Origin of the sequence: Hydrogenophaga atypica, assembly GCF_042665215.1 — a bacterium.
GTDB lineage: Bacteria > Pseudomonadota > Gammaproteobacteria > Burkholderiales > Burkholderiaceae_C > Hydrogenophaga > Hydrogenophaga defluvii_A.
Genome location: NZ_JBHTCA010000017.1, coordinates 17,789 through 32,692, shown reverse-complemented (window position 1 = coordinate 32,692; position 14,904 = coordinate 17,789). Strand labels below are relative to the sequence as shown.

Here is a 14,904-nt window from a genome sequence, read left to right as displayed (position 1 = left end):
AAGCGCGGACGCGCGATCAGGCCTCGGACTTGTTTTTCAGCACCTGGCGACCACGGTAGAAACCGTTGGGGCTGATGTGGTGGCGCAGGTGCACTTCACCGGTGGTGGGCTCAACGGCCGTGCCCGGGGTGGTCAGGGCGTTGTGCGAACGGTGCATACCGCGCTTGGAGGGCGACTTTTTGTTTTGCTGAACGGCCATGGTTGGCTCCTGGATAAATAAGGTGAGTGAAATGCGCCAAAACCATACATACCACTCAAGCCGTGGCCGGCGCCAAATCACGCATTATAGCCTCATCTGAGACGAGTGACCAGCAAGGGTCAGCCCTTCTTGATCTGCTGTAGCACCGCAAAGGGGTTGGGCTTGGCGGGTGCGTCCTCCAACGCAGGGCCTGCGGAGGTCGGCAGCACGGTCGGGCAGACCTCGTGCATGGGCACCAGCGGCTGGGCCATGATGAGTTCGTCCTCGACCAGTTCGCGCAGGTTGAACGCCGGCTGGAACACCAGCACGTCCTCTTCGCTGTCCTCGTCTTCGGCGTCGGCGGTCGCTTCGTCGGCGACAAAGCGGAACCAGCGGTCCACCGCCAGCGCCTCAACCACGGGCGTGAGGCAACGCTGGCACACCACCGGCAACTCGGTGGAAGCGCTCACGTGCAGCCACAACACCGGCGCCTGTTGCGCAACCGTACCCGGTGCGGCCACGGCACGCCGCCATTCGGCTTGCGCGGCCCAGCGCACCAGGCGCGGTTCGGTGTCGGCGGCTTCGGCCACCAGGCGCGGGAACAAGGCCAATGCGTCTTCGCCCGCCAGGGTGTCCCCCGACTGCGCCAGGTGGCGCAAATCAAGGCTATCGGGAAGGGGTCGTGTGGCCATGCGCTCGCGGGTATGCTTGAAAGAACTGTCTGACATTTTAGTTGCCACCCCATGACCACCATCCGCTGCGCCGCGACCATGCTGCAACGCACCTTCGATGAATGGCGCGCGCAAGGTGACGACCTCTGGCTGTTTGCCTACGGCTCACTGATCTGGAAAACCGAATTCGAGGTGGCCGAAAAACGCCCTGCCCGCGTGCATGGCCACCACCGCGCGTTGCAAATGTGGAGCCGGGTGAACCGGGGCACACCCGAACGGCCTGGCCTGGTGCTCGCCCTCATCAGCGGCGGCAGTTGCCGGGGCATGGCCTTGCGCATCCAGGCCGACCACGTGCCGGACATGTTGCCCCAGCTGTGGCAACGCGAAATGCCCAACCCGGTGTACGACCCAAAATGGCTGCCCTGCCTAACGCCACAAGGACCGGTCAGTGCACTGTCCTTCACGCTGTCGCGCCACAGCCCCAACTACACCGGCCGCCTGACTGACGCCCGCTACCGCGAGATTTTTGCCCACTCGCGTGGGCGTTATGGCAGCACACTCGACTACGCCCGCCTGACCTGCGACCACCTGCGCGCCATCGGCATCCAGGATGCCGAACTGGAGCGTGTGGTGGCACTCGCGGCCCCCCATCCCTCACACCACCACACCCCATGAACATCGCCGATTTGCGCAAGAGCTACGAAAAGGCCGAGCTCAGCGAAACCGATTCCCTTGCCGACCCGCTGAAACAGTTTGACCTGTGGCTGCAGCAGGCCATTCAGGGCCAGGTACCCGAACCCAACGCCATGACACTGGCCACGGTGGGCAGCGACCTGCGCCCGAGCACGCGCGTGGTGCTCATCAAGGGCTATGACGAACGAGGCATCGTCTGGTACACCAATTACGAGAGCCGCAAGGGCCGCGAACTGGCCGGCAACCCCTTTGCGGCCTTGCAGTTCCACTGGGTGGAGCTGGAGCGGGTGGTGCGCATTGAAGGGGTGGTGGAGAAGGTCAGCGACGAAGAAAGCGACGCTTACTTCCACAGCCGCCCGCTGGACAGCCGCATCGGCGCCTGGGCCAGCCCACAGAGCGAGGTGATCGAGGGCCGCGGCGTGCTGGTGGCCAACGCGGCCAAGTTCGGCGCCAAGTTCCTTTTGCAACCGCCCCGCCCGCCGCATTGGGGCGGCTACCGGCTCAAGCCCGAACAATGGCAGTTCTGGCAAGGCCGCAAAAGCCGCCTCCATGACCGGCTGCGCTACACACCCCAAGCAGGCGGAGGCTGGCGCCGCGAGCGCCTGGCGCCCTGAACTTCAAGGCGCGGCCACGGCACGCACGGGCAAAAACTGCAGCAGCGTGCCACCCAAGAGGTTTTGCACGTAACTCACCACCGCGCGGCGGTACTTTTCGGCCGACACGGCGGCGAGCAGGTCCAAACGCGCCACGACCTTGCCAAACTCGCGCTCAAAACTCAGGTTGCGCGTCTGGGCTCCGATTTCGTCGGCCAGCAACAGGGGATGGCCGCTCGCATCGCGGCGCTGTGCCAACATCCACACGGCAATTTCCACATTGCGCGCGGCGTTGTACAGGCTCTGGGCGTCCAGGCTGTCGATCAGGTAGAACTCGGTCTTGCCACCGTGCGCCACGATGACCATGTCGGCGGTGGCGGCGATGAAGGCTGCCACGCGGTCGGCCGCAAAATCGGGCGACAAGGCCAAGGCCAAAGCGGCGATGTCGCGCCGGCCTTGCAAGGCCGGCCACGGCTGGCGCTGTTCGATCGCCACCCGCAAACGCTCCAACGCTTCCTCGCGTCCCGTGGCCCCGCCCTTGCGCCATTCGCGCGGGTTGCGGCGGTAGAGCTTGTCGGCCAGGCTCATCAGGCTGTCGAGGTTGGCCCGCATGCCCAGGGTGGCCATGCGGTTGACGTCGGACTGGCCCAGCTCGGTGGCCGTGGTGGGCGCGGCGGTCACCTCACCCTTGGGCGCTGGCGTGGCGGCACAACCCACCAGCACCCATGCCCACATCCACGCCCACACCAGGGCAACCCAACGCAGGTGGCGGGCGGGACTCACAGCGGCCTCGCGTCTTGCGCGGCCACGGCCGCCAGGGTGGTGGCGCTCACCTTGTCGGCGGCAATTTCGGCCAGCGGTCGCAACACAAACGCGCGTTGATCCATGCGGGGATGTGGCACGGTCAATGAGGGGGTGGCGATGTGGTCATCGCCGTACAGCAGCAGGTCCAGGTCCAGTGTGCGGGGCGCATTCAGATAGGGCCGCTCGCGGCCGGCGGCCTGCTCCAGCCCGTGCAAGGCCGCCAGCAACGCATGTGCGTCCAGCAAGGTCGCCACTTCGGCGACGGCGTTGAAAAAATCGGGCCCGCTGGCCTCCCAGGGGGCGCTGCGGTACAGGCGAGAGGCTCGCACCAGGCGTGTCTGAGGCAAGGTCCCCAGGTCGGTGATGGCCTGGCGCACGGTAGCGGCCGCATCGCCCAGGTTGGCGCCCAGGGCCACAAAGGCGGACACGGGCACAACCGTCATGGCTCAGTCGCCACCGCCTTCTGGCGTGGGGGCGGCCCCACCTTCGCCACCACCGGGCTTGCGGCGACGACGGCGGCGTTTGCGCACGGGTGAGCCGCCGCCGGCAGCGTCCGACTGCGCGACCGGGTCCGCTGTGTCTTCATCATCGGACTCGACATCCCGGAAGCGCGGGTCTTGTTCAGGCAGGGGCGCCGGTGTGGCGGCGGGCACACGGCGCACCCTGGTGGCCTTGGCGCCGCCTTTTTGTTTCTGCTGCTCCTGGCGCACAGCATCCACCATGTCGCGACGCACGGCGTCGCTGGCGGTGCTGAAGGTTTCCCACCAATGGGCCAACTCTTCATCCACCTCGCCGGTCTGCGCGCGCAGGCGCAAAAAGTCGAAACCGGCGCGAAAACGCGGCTGCTCCACCAGCGAAAACACCGACGAACCGGTGCGACGGTCAAAGCGCGGCTGCATGGTCCAGATCTCGCGCATGTCGGTGCCCAGTTTGCCCCGGCCCGACACGTCGCCGATGCGGGCGTTGAAGGCATCGTCCACCGCATCCTGCAAGGCGGCAAAGGCTTGCTCGCCATTGGCCTGGCGCTTGTCCCAACCGGCACGCACATCGGCCCACAACACGCAGGCCAACAAAAAGCTGGGCGCCACGGGTTTGTTTTCACCCACCCGGCGGTCGGTGTCCTGCAGGGCCAACTTCACGAAGGGCTCATCGGCGCGTTGCACCACCACGTCCAGCAGCGGGTAGATGCCGGTGGCCAGGCCCGTGGCCTTGAGTTGCTCCACGCTGGCCAGCGCGTGGCCGGTCTGCAACAGCTTGAGCATCTCGTCGAACAGGCGGCTTTGCGGCACGTCGGCCAGCAGGCTGCGCGAGGACTGCAGCGGCTCGCGCGTTTTGGCGTCGAACTTGAAGCCCAAGGCCGAGAGCTTGGCGCCAAAACGCACGGCGCGGATGATGCGCACCGGATCTTCGCGGTAGCGGGTGGCCGGGTCGCCAATCATGCGCAGCACGCGCTTCTTGGCGTCGCGGATGCCGTGGTGGAAATCGACCACCACCTGCGTCTGCGGGTCGTAGTACATGGCGTTGATGCTGAAGTCGCGGCGCGCGGCGTCGTGTTCGATCGGGCCCCACACGTTGTCGCGCAGCACGCGGCCGCTGGCATCGACCGCGTGGGTCATGCCGGCCAGGGCGTTTTTGCTGGTGCGTTCGTTGCCGCTCACCTGCTCAGCGTCGGCGCTGTCGAGGTGGGCGCGAAAGGTCGAGACCTCGATCACCTCGCTCAAGCCCCGGTCTTGCCGGCCCCGACCGAACACCACGTGCACGATGCGAAAGCGCCGCCCGATGATGAAGGCGCGACGGAACAGGCCCTTGACCTGCTCGGGCGTGGCATCGGTGGCGACGTCGAAGTCCTTGGGCTTGAGGCCCAGCAGCAGGTCGCGCACCGCGCCACCCACGATGTAGGCTTGGTAGCCACCGCGTTGCAGTGTCTCCACCACGTCGAGCGCGCGCTGGTCCACCAGCGTGGGGTCGATGCCGTGCACCGACACCGGCACGTCTTCGCGTTTGCCAAAGCGGGACGCGGCAGGGCTGGACTTGCCCAGCAGCTTGTCAATGAATTTCTTGATCATGGAAGAGGTTCAGTATGCGCCAGCCACGCGCTTGAGCAATGACCAGCAGGCGCTCGTCGGGGTTGGCGGCCACCGGCGCATGCACGTGTTCGAGCATGGCCAGGTCGTTGATGGAGTCGCTGTAGAAGGTGCTGTGGCTCACGTCGGCCCAGCCCAGGCCCCGCTCTGCCAGCCACTCGGCCACACGCACCACCTTGCCTTCGCGAAAGGACGGCGTGCCGGCGATCTCGCCGGTGGGGTTGCCGGCGGCATCGCGCTCCAGCCGGATGGCGATCAGCTCGGCCACACCAAACGCATCGGCGATGGGGCGGGTGACGAACTCGTTGGTCGCGGTGACGATGACCACCGTGTCGCCCGCGGCTTGGTGGTGGCGCACCAGTTGCAGGGCCTGGGGCTGGATGTGGGGCAGGACCATCTCGCGCATGAAGTCGGCGTGGGCGGCGGCGGCCCGCTCCGGCCCCAGCTCGCGGATGACTTCGGTGGCAAAGCGGATGTACTCGGCGATGTCCAGCGTGCCGGCCTTGTACTGGGCGTAAAAGGCGTCGTTGGCGCGGCCAAAGGCCTCGGCGTCGCGCCAACCCTGGGCCACGGTGAATTGGCCCCACGCGTGGTCCGAATCCAGCGGGATCAGCGTGTGGTCCAGGTCAAACAGTGCAAGTCTCATTCGTTCTCAAGCATCGCCTTGATCAGCGGGATGGTGATGGCGCGTTGGGTGCGCAGCGCGTAGGCGTCCAGTTCGTCGAGCAGGGCCATGAGGCTGCCCAGATCGCGCGAGAAGCGGTTGAGCATGAAATCCATGACCTCGTCGCCCAGAAAAACACCCCGTTCGTCGGCGGCGCGGCGCAACACCGCGCGGCGCTCGGCCTCGGCCAAACCCTGCAATTGGAACACATGGCCCCAGCCGAGCCGTGTACGGAGATCCTCACGCAGTTGCAGGTCGGCCGGCGGGCGGTCAGACGTGGCCAGCACCCAGCGGGCCTGGCCGGCATGGGGCGTCTGGGCGTTGACGAACCAGTTGAAGGCCGCCGCCTGCTGCGCGGCGGTGAACAGGTGGCAATCGTCCATCAGCACGGCGCCCCAGCGCTCATCGAAGGCAGGGGGGTCGGCGATGGAGGCGTCCAGCCAGCCGACGGCGGTGCCCTGCCCCAGCAAGGCCAGGCGAACGGCCTGCAACAAGTGGGTCTTGCCACAGCCCGGTGGGCCCCAGAGCAGGGTGGGCACGGGCGAACGCAGCGGGTTGTGCACCCACAGGTGCAGGTGGTCCAGCGCGGCCTCGTTGCCGTGCGACGCAAAGTTGTCCAGCGAAGGCAGGGGCGCCAAGCCAATGTCCAGGGCGAGTTGTTTCATTTGCCGTCCTGGTACAAATCGCTGCCCACGTACAGCGTCTGCAGCCGGCGCAGCGCCACCAGCAAAACGGCGCTGGCGGGCAGAGCAATCAACACCCCCACAAAACCCAGCAGGTGACCAAAGGCCAACAAGGCAAAAATCACCGCGATGGGGTGCAAGCCGATGCGCTCACCCAACAGGCGGGGGGTGAGGTACATGCTTTCCACCACCTGGCCGATGGCGTAGACCGCGCCCACCAGGGCCACGGCGGTGAGGCTCTGGAACTGCAAGAGTGCCGCCAGCAGGGCCAGCACCAGGCCCAGGCCAAAACCCAGGTAGGGCACAAACACCGCCAAGCCGGTGAAGACGCCGATGGGCAGCGCCAGCTTGAGGCCACACAGGGCCAGCGCCACGGTGTAGAAGACGGCCAGGATGCCCATGACCAGCAACTGGCCACGCAGGTACTGGCCGAGCACGTCGTCGGTCTCGTCCAGAAAGCGCTGCGTCGGCTCCAGCCAGCGCGGTGGCACCAGGGCCTTGACGCGCCCGACCATGCCATCCCAATCCAGCAGCAGGTAATAGGCGACGATGGGCATGAGGGTGAAGTTGCCGACGATGGCCAACACGGCACTGCCGCCGATGCGCAGCGAGGACAACAGGCCATCGATCAGCTCGCTTTCGTGGCCCGACACCAGCTTGCGCAAGGTGTCGCGCACCAGGTTGACGTCGATCTGTAAATCCAGCCCAAACCGTGCGGCCAGCGGGGTCAACCAGAGGTTGAGGTGTTCCAGCAGCGCCGGCACCTGCTCGCGCAACAGCGGCACCTGCTTGCTCACCACCGGCACAATGAGCAATGCCACGGCCAGCATCACCAGCATCAGCACCGTGATGGCCAGCCCTGCGCCCAACCAGCGCGGCACACGGCGCGCAGCCATGCGCTCCACCCAGGGATGCAGCGCATAAGCCAGCACGGCGGCCAGCACAAAAGGCATCAGCACAGGCGACAAGGCCGCCAGCAGCAGCCAGGCCAACAATCCCATGCCCAGCCAGGTGGCGGCACGAATCTGGGCGGGGGAAAATTGCATGGTGTGAAACGGGGGACCGTAAAATCAGTCAAATTTTATCGGCCCTGGCTGGCGCTCCTGCGCGCTCCCGCCCTTACAGCCATTCCACTGGCACTTCCATGAGCAACACCCCCATCTCCTACAAAGACGCTGGCGTGGACATCGACGCTGGCGATGCCCTGGTCGAACGCATCAAGCCCCTGGCCAAAAAAACCATGCGCGAAGGCGTGCTGGCCGGCATCGGCGGCTTTGGTGCGCTGTTTGAGGTGCCCAAGCGCTACAAAGAACCGGTGCTGGTGAGCGGCACCGACGGCGTGGGCACCAAGCTCAAACTGGCCTTTGAGTGGAACAAACACGACACCGTGGGCATCGACCTGGTGGGCATGAGCGTCAACGACGTGCTGGTGCAAGGCGCCGAGCCGCTGTTCTTTCTCGACTACTTCGCCTGCGGCAAGCTCGACGTGGACACCGCCGCCGCCGTGGTGGGCGGCATCGCCAAGGGCTGCGAACTGAGCGGCTGCGCGCTCATCGGTGGCGAAACCGCCGAAATGCCCGGCATGTACCTCGCCGGCGAATACGACCTGGCCGGCTTCTGCGTCGGTGCGGTCGAAAAATCCAAAATCCTCACCGGCAAGGACGTGAAGCCCGGCGACGTGGTCCTGGGCCTGGCCTCGCATGGTGTGCACTCCAACGGTTTCTCGCTGGTGCGCAAGGTGATCGACCGCGCTGGCAACGACCTGCCCGCCACCCTCGACGGCCAGCCTTTCCGCGATGCCGTCATGGCCCCCACCCGCCTCTACGTCAAGCCCGTGCTGGCCGCGCTGGCCCAGCACCCCATCAAGGCGCTGGCCCACATCACCGGCGGTGGCCTGCTGGAGAACATTCCCCGCGTGCTGCCCGAAGGCACCGCCGCCCACCTGAAAAAGGGCAGCTGGCCGCAGACCGAGCTGTTCGCCTGGCTGCAGAAGGTGGCCGGCATCGACGACATCGAGATGAACCGCACCTTCAACAACGGCATCGGCATGGTGGTGGTGATTGCCGCCGAAGAAGCCGCTGCCTGCGCGGCCACCCTGCGGGCCCAGGGCGAGACGGTGTATGAGATTGGCCAAATTGCCCCGCGTGGCGAAGGCGCCGCCGTCGTTGTGTCCTGACACCTGATGTCCTGATCTGTTCGTTTTTCGTCCGCTGCCGAGCGGACGAGCCCAGATCACAAAAGGAACAATCGGGGCACTCCCTCTTTAGGATGCCCCATGACCCATCGTCCGACAACGGCCATTTGGCATCGCAGAACGCTTGCCACCAAGAAAGGCCACCCGTGACACTTCCCCTTGAAAGTTCCGCCCCAAAAGACTTCGACTTCATCATCGGAGACTGGATCGTCCACCACAAGCGACTCAACGAACGACTCGTAGGGTGCACGACCTGGACAGCGTTTTCAGGACGTTCGTCCACGCGAAAAACACTCGGCGGACTCGGCAATCTAGAAGACAACATCCTCTACCCCCCAGAGGGCACTTTTCGCGCAGCCGCACTGCGCTCCTACTGCACCAAAACCAAGAACTGGTCTATCTGGTGGCTCGACAGTCGAAATCCGAGCCAACTCGACAAGCCCGTTGTAGGACGGTTCATTGATGCCAGGGGCGTTTTTTACGCTGATGACCTCCTCAATGGGCAGCCAATCAAAGTCCGTTTCACTTGGCTACCTCATCAAAACGAGGAAGCCCGTTGGGAACAGGCGTTCTCGGGAGATGGCGGCGCTACGTGGGAAACCAACTGGATCATGCAGTTCACTTCGGCAAGCAGCGATGCTTGAAGATGGTGTTCAAAATCCCGGGCAAGCCCGAATGACATGAACGTGAACGATGTGTTGGGTCGAGACACTGAGCCGTTGTTCTTCTTCGACTGCGTCGCCTGCGACAAGCTATCCGAGGACACCGTCGCCACCGCAGTGACGGCATTGTCAATGGGCTGCAAAATCATCAGCAGCTGCCTGCTGGACAAGTCGCTGCCTGCGCGCCCGGGGTGAGACGGTGTTCGAGATCGGTGCCATCGTCCCGCCTGGCGAAGGGACGGCCGCGCTCGTGGTCTGATGTCCTGATTTGATTGTTTTCTGTCTGCACCTGAGTGGCGTGATTTGACAGCACTGGACACAATGGCGGCTCATCATCCGAGCCGCCATGCCCACCACGCCACCCACCTATACGGTTGCCATCCTGGCCTTTGACGAGGTCGAAGCACTGGACTTTGCCGGCCCCTACGAGGTCTTCACCACCGCCAGCCGGGTGTGGGGCCGCAGCCAGCCAGACACCCCTCCCCTGTTCCGGGTGCAAAGCGTCGCGCGGGATGATGCCCCCGTTCGCGCCCGCGCCGGCCTGCGCCTGTTGCCCGACGCCACGTTCGACACCGCACCACAAGCCGACGTGCTCATCGTGCCTGGCGGCGTAGTGAACGCGCCCATGGCCTGCCCAAAAACCCGTGCCTGGGTGACCAGGCAACATGGTCGCAGCCAGATCACCGCCTCGGTCTGCACCGGCGCATTTGTATTGGCCGCCAGCGGCGTGTTAACTCATGAACGCGTGACCACCCACTGGGAAGACCTCGACGATCTTCAAGCGCAATTCCCCACACTGCAGGTGGTGCCCCACGTGCGCTGGGTGGACAACGGCCACACCGTCACCTCTGCCGGTATCAGCGCCGGCATCGACATGTGCCTGCACCTGGTGAGCCGCCTGGCTGGCACCGAGTGGGCGCAGCGCACCGCCCACCAAATGGACTACCCATGGACAACGTGAACCACTTTCAACACCTGGGCCTGTTCGCCCTGGTGGTGTTGGGCATCATGGTGTTGCCCGGTATGGACATGGCCCTGATCCTCGGCAAAACGCTGACCCAAGGCAGGCGCGCTGGCGCTGCGGCCACGGCCGGGGTGATGCTGGGCGGCGCGGTGCATGTGCTCGTGGCCATGCTCGGTTTGGGCCTGTTGTTGACCCACGCCAGGTGGGCCTACCAAGGTCTGCTGCTGGGTGGCGCGATGTACCTGGCCTGGATTGGCTGGACACTGTGGCGCGATGGGGCTTTGCTCGGCGACATTGGACTGGACAATCGGCAAGCCCAACACAGCTGGCGCGCCGGCTGGCAAGGCTTGTTGACCTGCCTGCTCAACCCTAAAGCCTATGTGTTCATGCTGGCCATCTTTCCGCAATTTTTGCGTGCCGACGAGCTGCCATTGTGGCTGCAAGGTGTGTTGATGGGCGCCATTGTGGTGGGCACACAAGCGTTGGTCTATGGCTGTTTGGTGGTGGGTGCCGGCGGCCTGCGTCGGGCAATGAACCAGCATCCTGAGCGCCAGAAAAGGGTGGCGCAGGCGGTGGGCGTGTTGCTCATCGCGTCCGCACTCTGGACCGCGTGGAGCGGTTGGCAACAACAATCGGTCGGGCCATGACCATCCACGTGCATTTTGTGCTGCTCGACGGTTGCCTGGTGCTGGACTGGGCCGGACCCGCAGAGGTGCTGCGTTTGGCCAACCTGGCGATGCGAGAACGTGGCCTGCCAGACGCCTTTGCCTGGGATTTTGTGGGGCCAAGCGCCGAATGCCACACCTCCATCGGCGCCACCGTGAGCCACATCGCACCCTTGCCCAAACTGACGCCCTCGGCCGACCGTACCGATTGGGTCGTGCTTCTGGGCCAGGTGGGCACCCGCATGAACCTGGAGACACCGGCCGCGCAGGCCGTGCTGCGGTGGCTTTCCACGCTGACATTGCGGGAGGGACAAACCGAGCTGGTGTGCGTATGTGCCGGTGCCATCATTGCTGCGCGTGCCGGACTGCTGTCGGGACGCGACGCCACCACCCACCACGAACACCTGGAGGAACTGCGTGAGACAGAGCCCCGCTGCCGGGTCGCGGTCAACCGGGTGTTCACCAGCGACGGGCCGGTGTGGAGCAGCGCCGGGGTCACCACCGGCATCGACCTCATGCTGCACCGCGTCAGCATGGTGTGTGGCCCAACGGTGGCGGCCCAGGTGGCGCAGGCCCTCGTGGTGGCCATGCGGCGCGGGCCCAACGACCCGGAAATGTCACCCTTTTTGGCCCACCGCAACCACCTGCACGCCGCGCTGCACCGTGTGCAGGATGCGGTGTGCCGGGACCCACAGGCCTCTTGGCCGCTGGCGCACATGGCAGCCCTGGCACACACCTCGCCAAGGCACCTGGGACGGCTGTTCAGCGACCATACCGGCACCACGCCTTTGAACTACCTGCGTCAAATCCGGCTGGCGGTGGCCGAAGCGGCGCTCAACGCGGGGCACAACGTCACCCAGGCGGCGGCGCTGGCGGGTTTTGGCTCAGACACCCAGTTGCGGCGCACCTGGCAACAACTGGGTAAAAGTGGCACCCCCTCGGCAGCGGGACGCTGACGCTACAGCAACTGCTCTGACGCCAGCACCGTCACGCCCGGCGTGGCCGCCAAGGCCGCTTCCACCAGGTGGTGCGCGATGCGCTCGGCCGGCACCAGCCGGTAGCGCCGGGGCAACAGAGGCGACAGCAGGCGGGTGGCGGCGATGGCCAGGCTTTCGCCGCGCCGCTGCTCAGGCCGCTCGCCACCAATCAAGCCGGGGCGCACAAAGGTCAGCGAAGCGTAGCCGGGGTTTTTCATGTTCCGCAGCGACTGCTCCAGCTCGCCCTTGACGCGCGAATAAAACACCCGCGCATCGGGGTTGGCCCCCAATGCGGAATTGAGCGCAAAGGCCTGCGCGCCGTGGCGCAGTGCCAGCCGCGCCACGGCCAGCGGCATCTCGTAGTCCACCGCCTCAAACGCGGTCTTTGAGCCGGCCTTGGCCATGGTGGTGCCCAGCGCACACACCACACCATCCACCCGCCACCACGGTGCCACGGGTGGCAGGTGAGCGAAGTCTTCGATGGGGTTGAGCAGTTTGGGGTGGGCAGGCAGCGGGCGTCGGGTGGGTGCGACCACACGCTCAACCCGTGCATCGGCCAGCGCCAGGCGCAGCGCGTGCGAGCCCACCAAACCCGTGGCGCCAGCGATCAGCAGCGTTTTGCCGGTCAATGGGTCAACTCAACTCGCGCCGCAACTCGCTCACACGTTGGGTCACGGCGTCGATGTCCAACGCGTCGTCGGCGTGGGCCAGGTAGTGCTCCAGGTCGCCCACGGCACGCCGCAGCTCGCCTTTTTCGGCCCAGGCCAGGCCACGGTCGCGGTACTCGATGTGGGCTTCGGGCAGCAGCACGATGAGGCGGTCGAGCACCTGGATGAGGCGTGTCCAATCCTCGTGGGTGGTGTGGATGTCCTTGAGGTTGCGCAGCATGCGCGCCAGGATGTCGCGTGGTGTGGCCGACTGCAGGTACAGGCCCACAGGCACATCGAAGTCGTCCACCAGGCCGTTGCGGCGTTTGTAGGGCTCCAGCCGCTCAGCCAGGTCTTCGCGGCTGAGCGACTGGCCGGTGAAGGGGTCGATGACCACCTGGCCCCGGGGCAGGTTGACCTTGACCATGAAATGGCCGGGGAAGTTGACGCCCCGCGCCGACAGGCCCATGCCCTGCGCCAGCTCCAGCCACAGCACCGCCAACGTGATGGGGATGCCCCGCCGGGTGCGCATGACCACGTTGAGGTGGCTGTTGTCGGGGTCGTAATAGTGGTTGACGTTGCCGCCAAAACCCAGGTCACGGAAGAAGAACTGGTTGAGCCCGCGCAGGCGCTGCAGGGGCGGCGCATCGGCGGGCAAGCGGCGGCGCAGACGGGCCAGCAGCTGGTCCACGTCGCCCAGCACCTGCTGCACGTCGAGGTCGGGGTACTCGTCCTGGGCAATCGAAGCGGCGGCCTCGAGCAGCGGCAGCTGGTCGTCGTCGGCCACCAGAGCGGCAAAAAAATCCAGCGGTGTGGGCGCAGCGAGGGAGAACATCGCTTGTTACTTTCTCACAAACTCACGCAACTTCACACCACCCAGCAGCAACACCACAAAATAAAGCGTGGCCGCCCCGCCCAGCACCAGCAGCAACTGCAGCACACGCGCCCAGGCCGCACCGGGTGCGGCGAGCCAGCCCAGGCCGGTGCCTGCCCACAGCAGGTAAATGGCCAACATGGCGCTGGCCGCCACCACCTGCAACACAAAACGCCACCAGCCTGGCCCCGGCCTGTAAGCCCCGCGCCGCAGCAGGCCCACCAGCAGCCAGCCAGCGTTGAGCAAAGCGCCCAGCCCAATGGACAATGCCAGGCCCGCGTGGGCCAGCCACGGCACAAATGCGAGGTTCAGCAGTTGGGTGAACACCAACACGACGATGGCGATCTTGACGGGTGTGCGGATGTCCTGGCTGGCGTAATAACCCGGCGCCAGCACCTTGATGGCCACCAAGCCCAGCAAACCCAAACCGTAGCCCATCAGGGCCAGGGCGGTCTGGCGCACGTCGGCATCGGTGAAAGCGCCGTAGTGGTACAGCACGGCCACCAGCGGCTGGGCAAAGGTCAGCAGCGCCACGGCCGACGGCACGGCCAACAAAACCACCAGCCGCAGCCCCCAATCGAGCAGGCCGCTGTAGCGCTCGGCATCGTCCTGTGCCTTGGCGGCGGCCAATTGCGGCAGCAGCACCACGCCCAAGGCCACGCCCAGCAAGGCCGTGGGGAATTCCATCAAGCGATCGGCGTAGCTCAGCCAGCTCACGCTGCCGGTGCGCAGGTGCGACGCGATCTGGGTGTTGATGAGCAGCGACACCTGCGCCACGCTCACGCCCAGCAAGGCCGGCAGCATGAGGGTGGTGACGCGGCGCGTGCCCGGGTGGCGCCAGGCGTCCCGCAGGCCGGCCCAGCGCCAGTGGATGCGTGGCAACAGCCCCAGGGCGCGCAAGGCAGGGATTTGCACGCCCAGCTGCAGCGCACCGCCCAGCATCACGCCGCCCGCCATGGCGTAAATCGGGTTGATGCCCAGCGACGCAAACCACGGTGCGCCCCACCAGGCGGCGGCAATCATGGCCAGGTTGAGCAGAACCGGCGTGGCGGCTGGCACGGCAAAACGCTTCCAGGTGTTGAGGATGCCTGCCGACAAGGCCACCAGCGACATGAAGGCGATGTAGGGAAACATCCAGCGCGTCATGAACACGGCGGCTTCGAAGCCGGCGGGGTCTTGCTGCAAACCGGCGGCCAGGGCCCACACCAGTATGGGCGCGCCTGCCACACCCAGCACACAGGTGGCCGTCAGCGCCCAGGCCATCACGGTGGCAATGTGGTCGATCATCACCTTGGTGGCGGCCTCGCCGTCTTTTTCCTTGGCGGCGGCCAGCACGGGCACGAAGGCTTGGCTGAACGCACCCTCGGCAAACAGGCGGCGCAACATGTTGGGAATGCGGAAGGCGACGTTGAAAGCGTCTGTCATGGCGCTGGCGCCGAAGGCGGAAGCCATGAGCAATTCGCGCATCAGGCCAGTGATGCGGGACGCCAGCGTGAGCAGCGAAATGAGGGAGGCGGCTTTGAACAGTGACACGCAAGAAGTGTAGCGAGC

19 protein-coding genes are annotated in these 14,904 nt (G+C 65.8%); 8 read left to right on the top strand and 11 right to left on the bottom strand.

All coding sequences use genetic code 11. The features are described from left to right. Positions 1-16 precede the first annotated feature (16 nt). Together rpmF and ACFQPB_RS17340 are read right to left on the bottom strand one after the other, a co-directional pair. Positions 17-199 (bottom strand): 50S ribosomal protein L32, encoded by a 183-nt coding sequence (gene rpmF / locus ACFQPB_RS17345; RefSeq protein ID WP_009518787.1) that lies wholly within the window; start codon positions 197-199, stop codon positions 17-19. 119 nt (positions 200-318) lie between these two features. Continuing rightward, complete coding sequence (locus tag ACFQPB_RS17340) at positions 319-870, bottom strand: YceD family protein (RefSeq protein WP_382199278.1); 552 nt, start codon at positions 868-870, stop codon at positions 319-321. Positions 871-921: 51 nt separating this feature from the next. Here ACFQPB_RS17340 and ACFQPB_RS17335 point away from each other — a divergent pair, with 51 nt between their 5' ends. Together ACFQPB_RS17335 and pdxH are read left to right on the top strand one after the other, a co-directional pair. Beyond that, the gene (locus ACFQPB_RS17335) at positions 922-1,524 is read left to right on the top strand and encodes a gamma-glutamylcyclotransferase (protein WP_382225970.1); all 603 of its coding nucleotides are present in this window, start codon (positions 922-924) and stop codon (positions 1,522-1,524) included. Continuing rightward, the gene (gene pdxH, locus ACFQPB_RS17330; RefSeq protein WP_382225967.1) at positions 1,521-2,156 is read left to right on the top strand and encodes a pyridoxamine 5'-phosphate oxidase; all 636 of its coding nucleotides are present in this window, start codon (positions 1,521-1,523) and stop codon (positions 2,154-2,156) included. The genes ACFQPB_RS17335 and pdxH overlap by 4 nt, the downstream gene beginning before the upstream one ends. Positions 2,157-2,159: 3 nt before the next feature. Here the strand turns inward: pdxH and ACFQPB_RS17325 are convergent, their stop codons facing one another. Genes ACFQPB_RS17325 through ACFQPB_RS17300 form a run of 6 tightly spaced genes read right to left on the bottom strand, consistent with a single transcriptional unit; the run spans position 2,160 to position 7,416 of the window. After that, the gene (locus ACFQPB_RS17325; protein WP_382226073.1) at positions 2,160-2,870 is read right to left on the bottom strand and encodes a hypothetical protein; all 711 of its coding nucleotides are present in this window, start codon (positions 2,868-2,870) and stop codon (positions 2,160-2,162) included. Positions 2,871-2,914: 44 nt separating this feature from the next. Next, positions 2,915-3,382, bottom strand: a complete 468-nt coding sequence (gene folK / locus ACFQPB_RS17320; RefSeq protein WP_382225964.1) for a 2-amino-4-hydroxy-6-hydroxymethyldihydropteridine diphosphokinase — start codon at positions 3,380-3,382, stop codon at positions 2,915-2,917. Between the two features lie 3 nt (positions 3,383-3,385). After that, positions 3,386-5,005, bottom strand: coding sequence for a polynucleotide adenylyltransferase PcnB (gene pcnB, locus ACFQPB_RS17315; RefSeq protein WP_382225961.1), 1,620 nt, complete (start codon positions 5,003-5,005; stop codon positions 3,386-3,388). Continuing rightward, positions 4,986-5,669 (bottom strand): histidinol-phosphatase, encoded by a 684-nt coding sequence (locus tag ACFQPB_RS17310; protein ID WP_382225959.1) that lies wholly within the window; start codon positions 5,667-5,669, stop codon positions 4,986-4,988. Before ACFQPB_RS17310 ends, pcnB begins: the two co-directional genes overlap by 20 nt. Beyond that, a complete protein-coding gene (gene hda, locus ACFQPB_RS17305; RefSeq protein ID WP_382199271.1) occupies positions 5,666-6,352 on the bottom strand; it encodes a DnaA regulatory inactivator Hda in 687 nt (228 codons plus the stop codon). Before hda ends, ACFQPB_RS17310 begins: the two co-directional genes overlap by 4 nt. Beyond that, positions 6,349-7,416: an AI-2E family transporter gene (locus tag ACFQPB_RS17300; protein WP_382225956.1), complete on the bottom strand. Its 1,068-nt coding sequence runs from the start codon at positions 7,414-7,416 to the stop codon at positions 6,349-6,351. Before ACFQPB_RS17300 ends, hda begins: the two co-directional genes overlap by 4 nt. 98 nt (positions 7,417-7,514) lie before the next feature. On the opposite strand from ACFQPB_RS17300, the gene purM reads away from it, so the two are divergent. The 6 genes from purM to ACFQPB_RS17270 all read left to right on the top strand — a co-directional run bounded on the left by purM (position 7,515) and on the right by ACFQPB_RS17270 (position 11,811). Next, on the top strand, positions 7,515-8,546 hold the full coding sequence (purM, locus tag ACFQPB_RS17295) for a phosphoribosylformylglycinamidine cyclo-ligase (RefSeq protein ID WP_382225954.1): 1,032 nt from the start codon (positions 7,515-7,517) through the stop codon (positions 8,544-8,546). Between the two features lie 164 nt (positions 8,547-8,710). Further along, positions 8,711-9,208, top strand: coding sequence for a DUF1579 domain-containing protein (locus ACFQPB_RS17290; protein ID WP_382225950.1), 498 nt, complete (start codon positions 8,711-8,713; stop codon positions 9,206-9,208). 36 nt (positions 9,209-9,244) lie between these two features. Then, positions 9,245-9,421, top strand: coding sequence for a hypothetical protein (locus ACFQPB_RS17285; RefSeq protein ID WP_382225947.1), 177 nt, complete (start codon positions 9,245-9,247; stop codon positions 9,419-9,421). A gap of 151 nt (positions 9,422-9,572) precedes the next feature. After that, complete coding sequence (locus ACFQPB_RS17280; protein WP_382225944.1) at positions 9,573-10,187, top strand: DJ-1/PfpI family protein; 615 nt, start codon at positions 9,573-9,575, stop codon at positions 10,185-10,187. Beyond that, positions 10,175-10,837 (top strand): LysE family translocator, encoded by a 663-nt coding sequence (locus ACFQPB_RS17275; RefSeq protein ID WP_382225941.1) that lies wholly within the window; start codon positions 10,175-10,177, stop codon positions 10,835-10,837. The genes ACFQPB_RS17280 and ACFQPB_RS17275 overlap by 13 nt, the downstream gene beginning before the upstream one ends. Continuing rightward, positions 10,834-11,811 (top strand): GlxA family transcriptional regulator, encoded by a 978-nt coding sequence (locus ACFQPB_RS17270; protein ID WP_382225938.1) that lies wholly within the window; start codon positions 10,834-10,836, stop codon positions 11,809-11,811. Before ACFQPB_RS17275 ends, ACFQPB_RS17270 begins: the two co-directional genes overlap by 4 nt. A gap of 2 nt (positions 11,812-11,813) precedes the next feature. Here the strand turns inward: ACFQPB_RS17270 and ACFQPB_RS17265 are convergent, their stop codons facing one another. The 3 genes from ACFQPB_RS17265 to murJ are packed head-to-tail and all read right to left on the bottom strand — an operon-like array spanning position 11,814 to position 14,886. After that, complete coding sequence (locus ACFQPB_RS17265) at positions 11,814-12,461, bottom strand: Rossmann-fold NAD(P)-binding domain-containing protein (protein ID WP_382225935.1); 648 nt, start codon at positions 12,459-12,461, stop codon at positions 11,814-11,816. Between the two features lie 4 nt (positions 12,462-12,465). After that, positions 12,466-13,314 carry a SirB1 family protein gene (locus ACFQPB_RS17260; protein WP_382225932.1) on the bottom strand — a complete coding sequence of 283 codons (849 nt, stop codon included), beginning with the start codon at positions 13,312-13,314 and terminating at the stop codon, positions 12,466-12,468. Positions 13,315-13,320: 6 nt separating this feature from the next. Beyond that, positions 13,321-14,886, bottom strand: coding sequence for a murein biosynthesis integral membrane protein MurJ (gene murJ / locus ACFQPB_RS17255; RefSeq protein ID WP_382199263.1), 1,566 nt, complete (start codon positions 14,884-14,886; stop codon positions 13,321-13,323). Positions 14,887-14,904 lie beyond the last annotated feature (18 nt).

Bases quoted from the DNA above. Each gene is read 5' to 3' on its own strand.
- rpmF (WP_009518787.1), bottom strand. From the start codon at position 199: ATGGCCGTTCAGCAAAACAAAAAGTCGCCCTCCAAGCGCGGTATGCAC.
- ACFQPB_RS17340 (WP_382199278.1), bottom strand. From the start codon at position 870: ATGGCCACACGACCCCTTCCCGATAGCCTTGATTTGCGCCACCTGGCG.
- ACFQPB_RS17335 (WP_382225970.1), top strand. From the start codon at position 922: ATGACCACCATCCGCTGCGCCGCGACCATGCTGCAACGCACCTTCGAT.
- pdxH (WP_382225967.1), top strand. From the start codon at position 1,521: ATGAACATCGCCGATTTGCGCAAGAGCTACGAAAAGGCCGAGCTCAGC.
- ACFQPB_RS17325 (WP_382226073.1), bottom strand. From the start codon at position 2,870: ATGTGGGCATGGGTGCTGGTGGGTTGTGCCGCCACGCCAGCGCCCAAG.
- folK (WP_382225964.1), bottom strand. From the start codon at position 3,382: ATGACGGTTGTGCCCGTGTCCGCCTTTGTGGCCCTGGGCGCCAACCTG.
- pcnB (WP_382225961.1), bottom strand. From the start codon at position 5,005: ATGATCAAGAAATTCATTGACAAGCTGCTGGGCAAGTCCAGCCCTGCC.
- ACFQPB_RS17310 (WP_382225959.1), bottom strand. From the start codon at position 5,669: ATGAGACTTGCACTGTTTGACCTGGACCACACGCTGATCCCGCTGGAT.
- hda (WP_382199271.1), bottom strand. From the start codon at position 6,352: ATGAAACAACTCGCCCTGGACATTGGCTTGGCGCCCCTGCCTTCGCTG.
- ACFQPB_RS17300 (WP_382225956.1), bottom strand. From the start codon at position 7,416: ATGCAATTTTCCCCCGCCCAGATTCGTGCCGCCACCTGGCTGGGCATG.
- purM (WP_382225954.1), top strand. From the start codon at position 7,515: ATGAGCAACACCCCCATCTCCTACAAAGACGCTGGCGTGGACATCGAC.
- ACFQPB_RS17285 (WP_382225947.1), top strand. From the start codon at position 9,245: ATGAACGTGAACGATGTGTTGGGTCGAGACACTGAGCCGTTGTTCTTC.
- ACFQPB_RS17280 (WP_382225944.1), top strand. From the start codon at position 9,573: ATGCCCACCACGCCACCCACCTATACGGTTGCCATCCTGGCCTTTGAC.
- ACFQPB_RS17275 (WP_382225941.1), top strand. From the start codon at position 10,175: ATGGACAACGTGAACCACTTTCAACACCTGGGCCTGTTCGCCCTGGTG.
- ACFQPB_RS17270 (WP_382225938.1), top strand. From the start codon at position 10,834: ATGACCATCCACGTGCATTTTGTGCTGCTCGACGGTTGCCTGGTGCTG.
- ACFQPB_RS17260 (WP_382225932.1), bottom strand. From the start codon at position 13,314: ATGTTCTCCCTCGCTGCGCCCACACCGCTGGATTTTTTTGCCGCTCTG.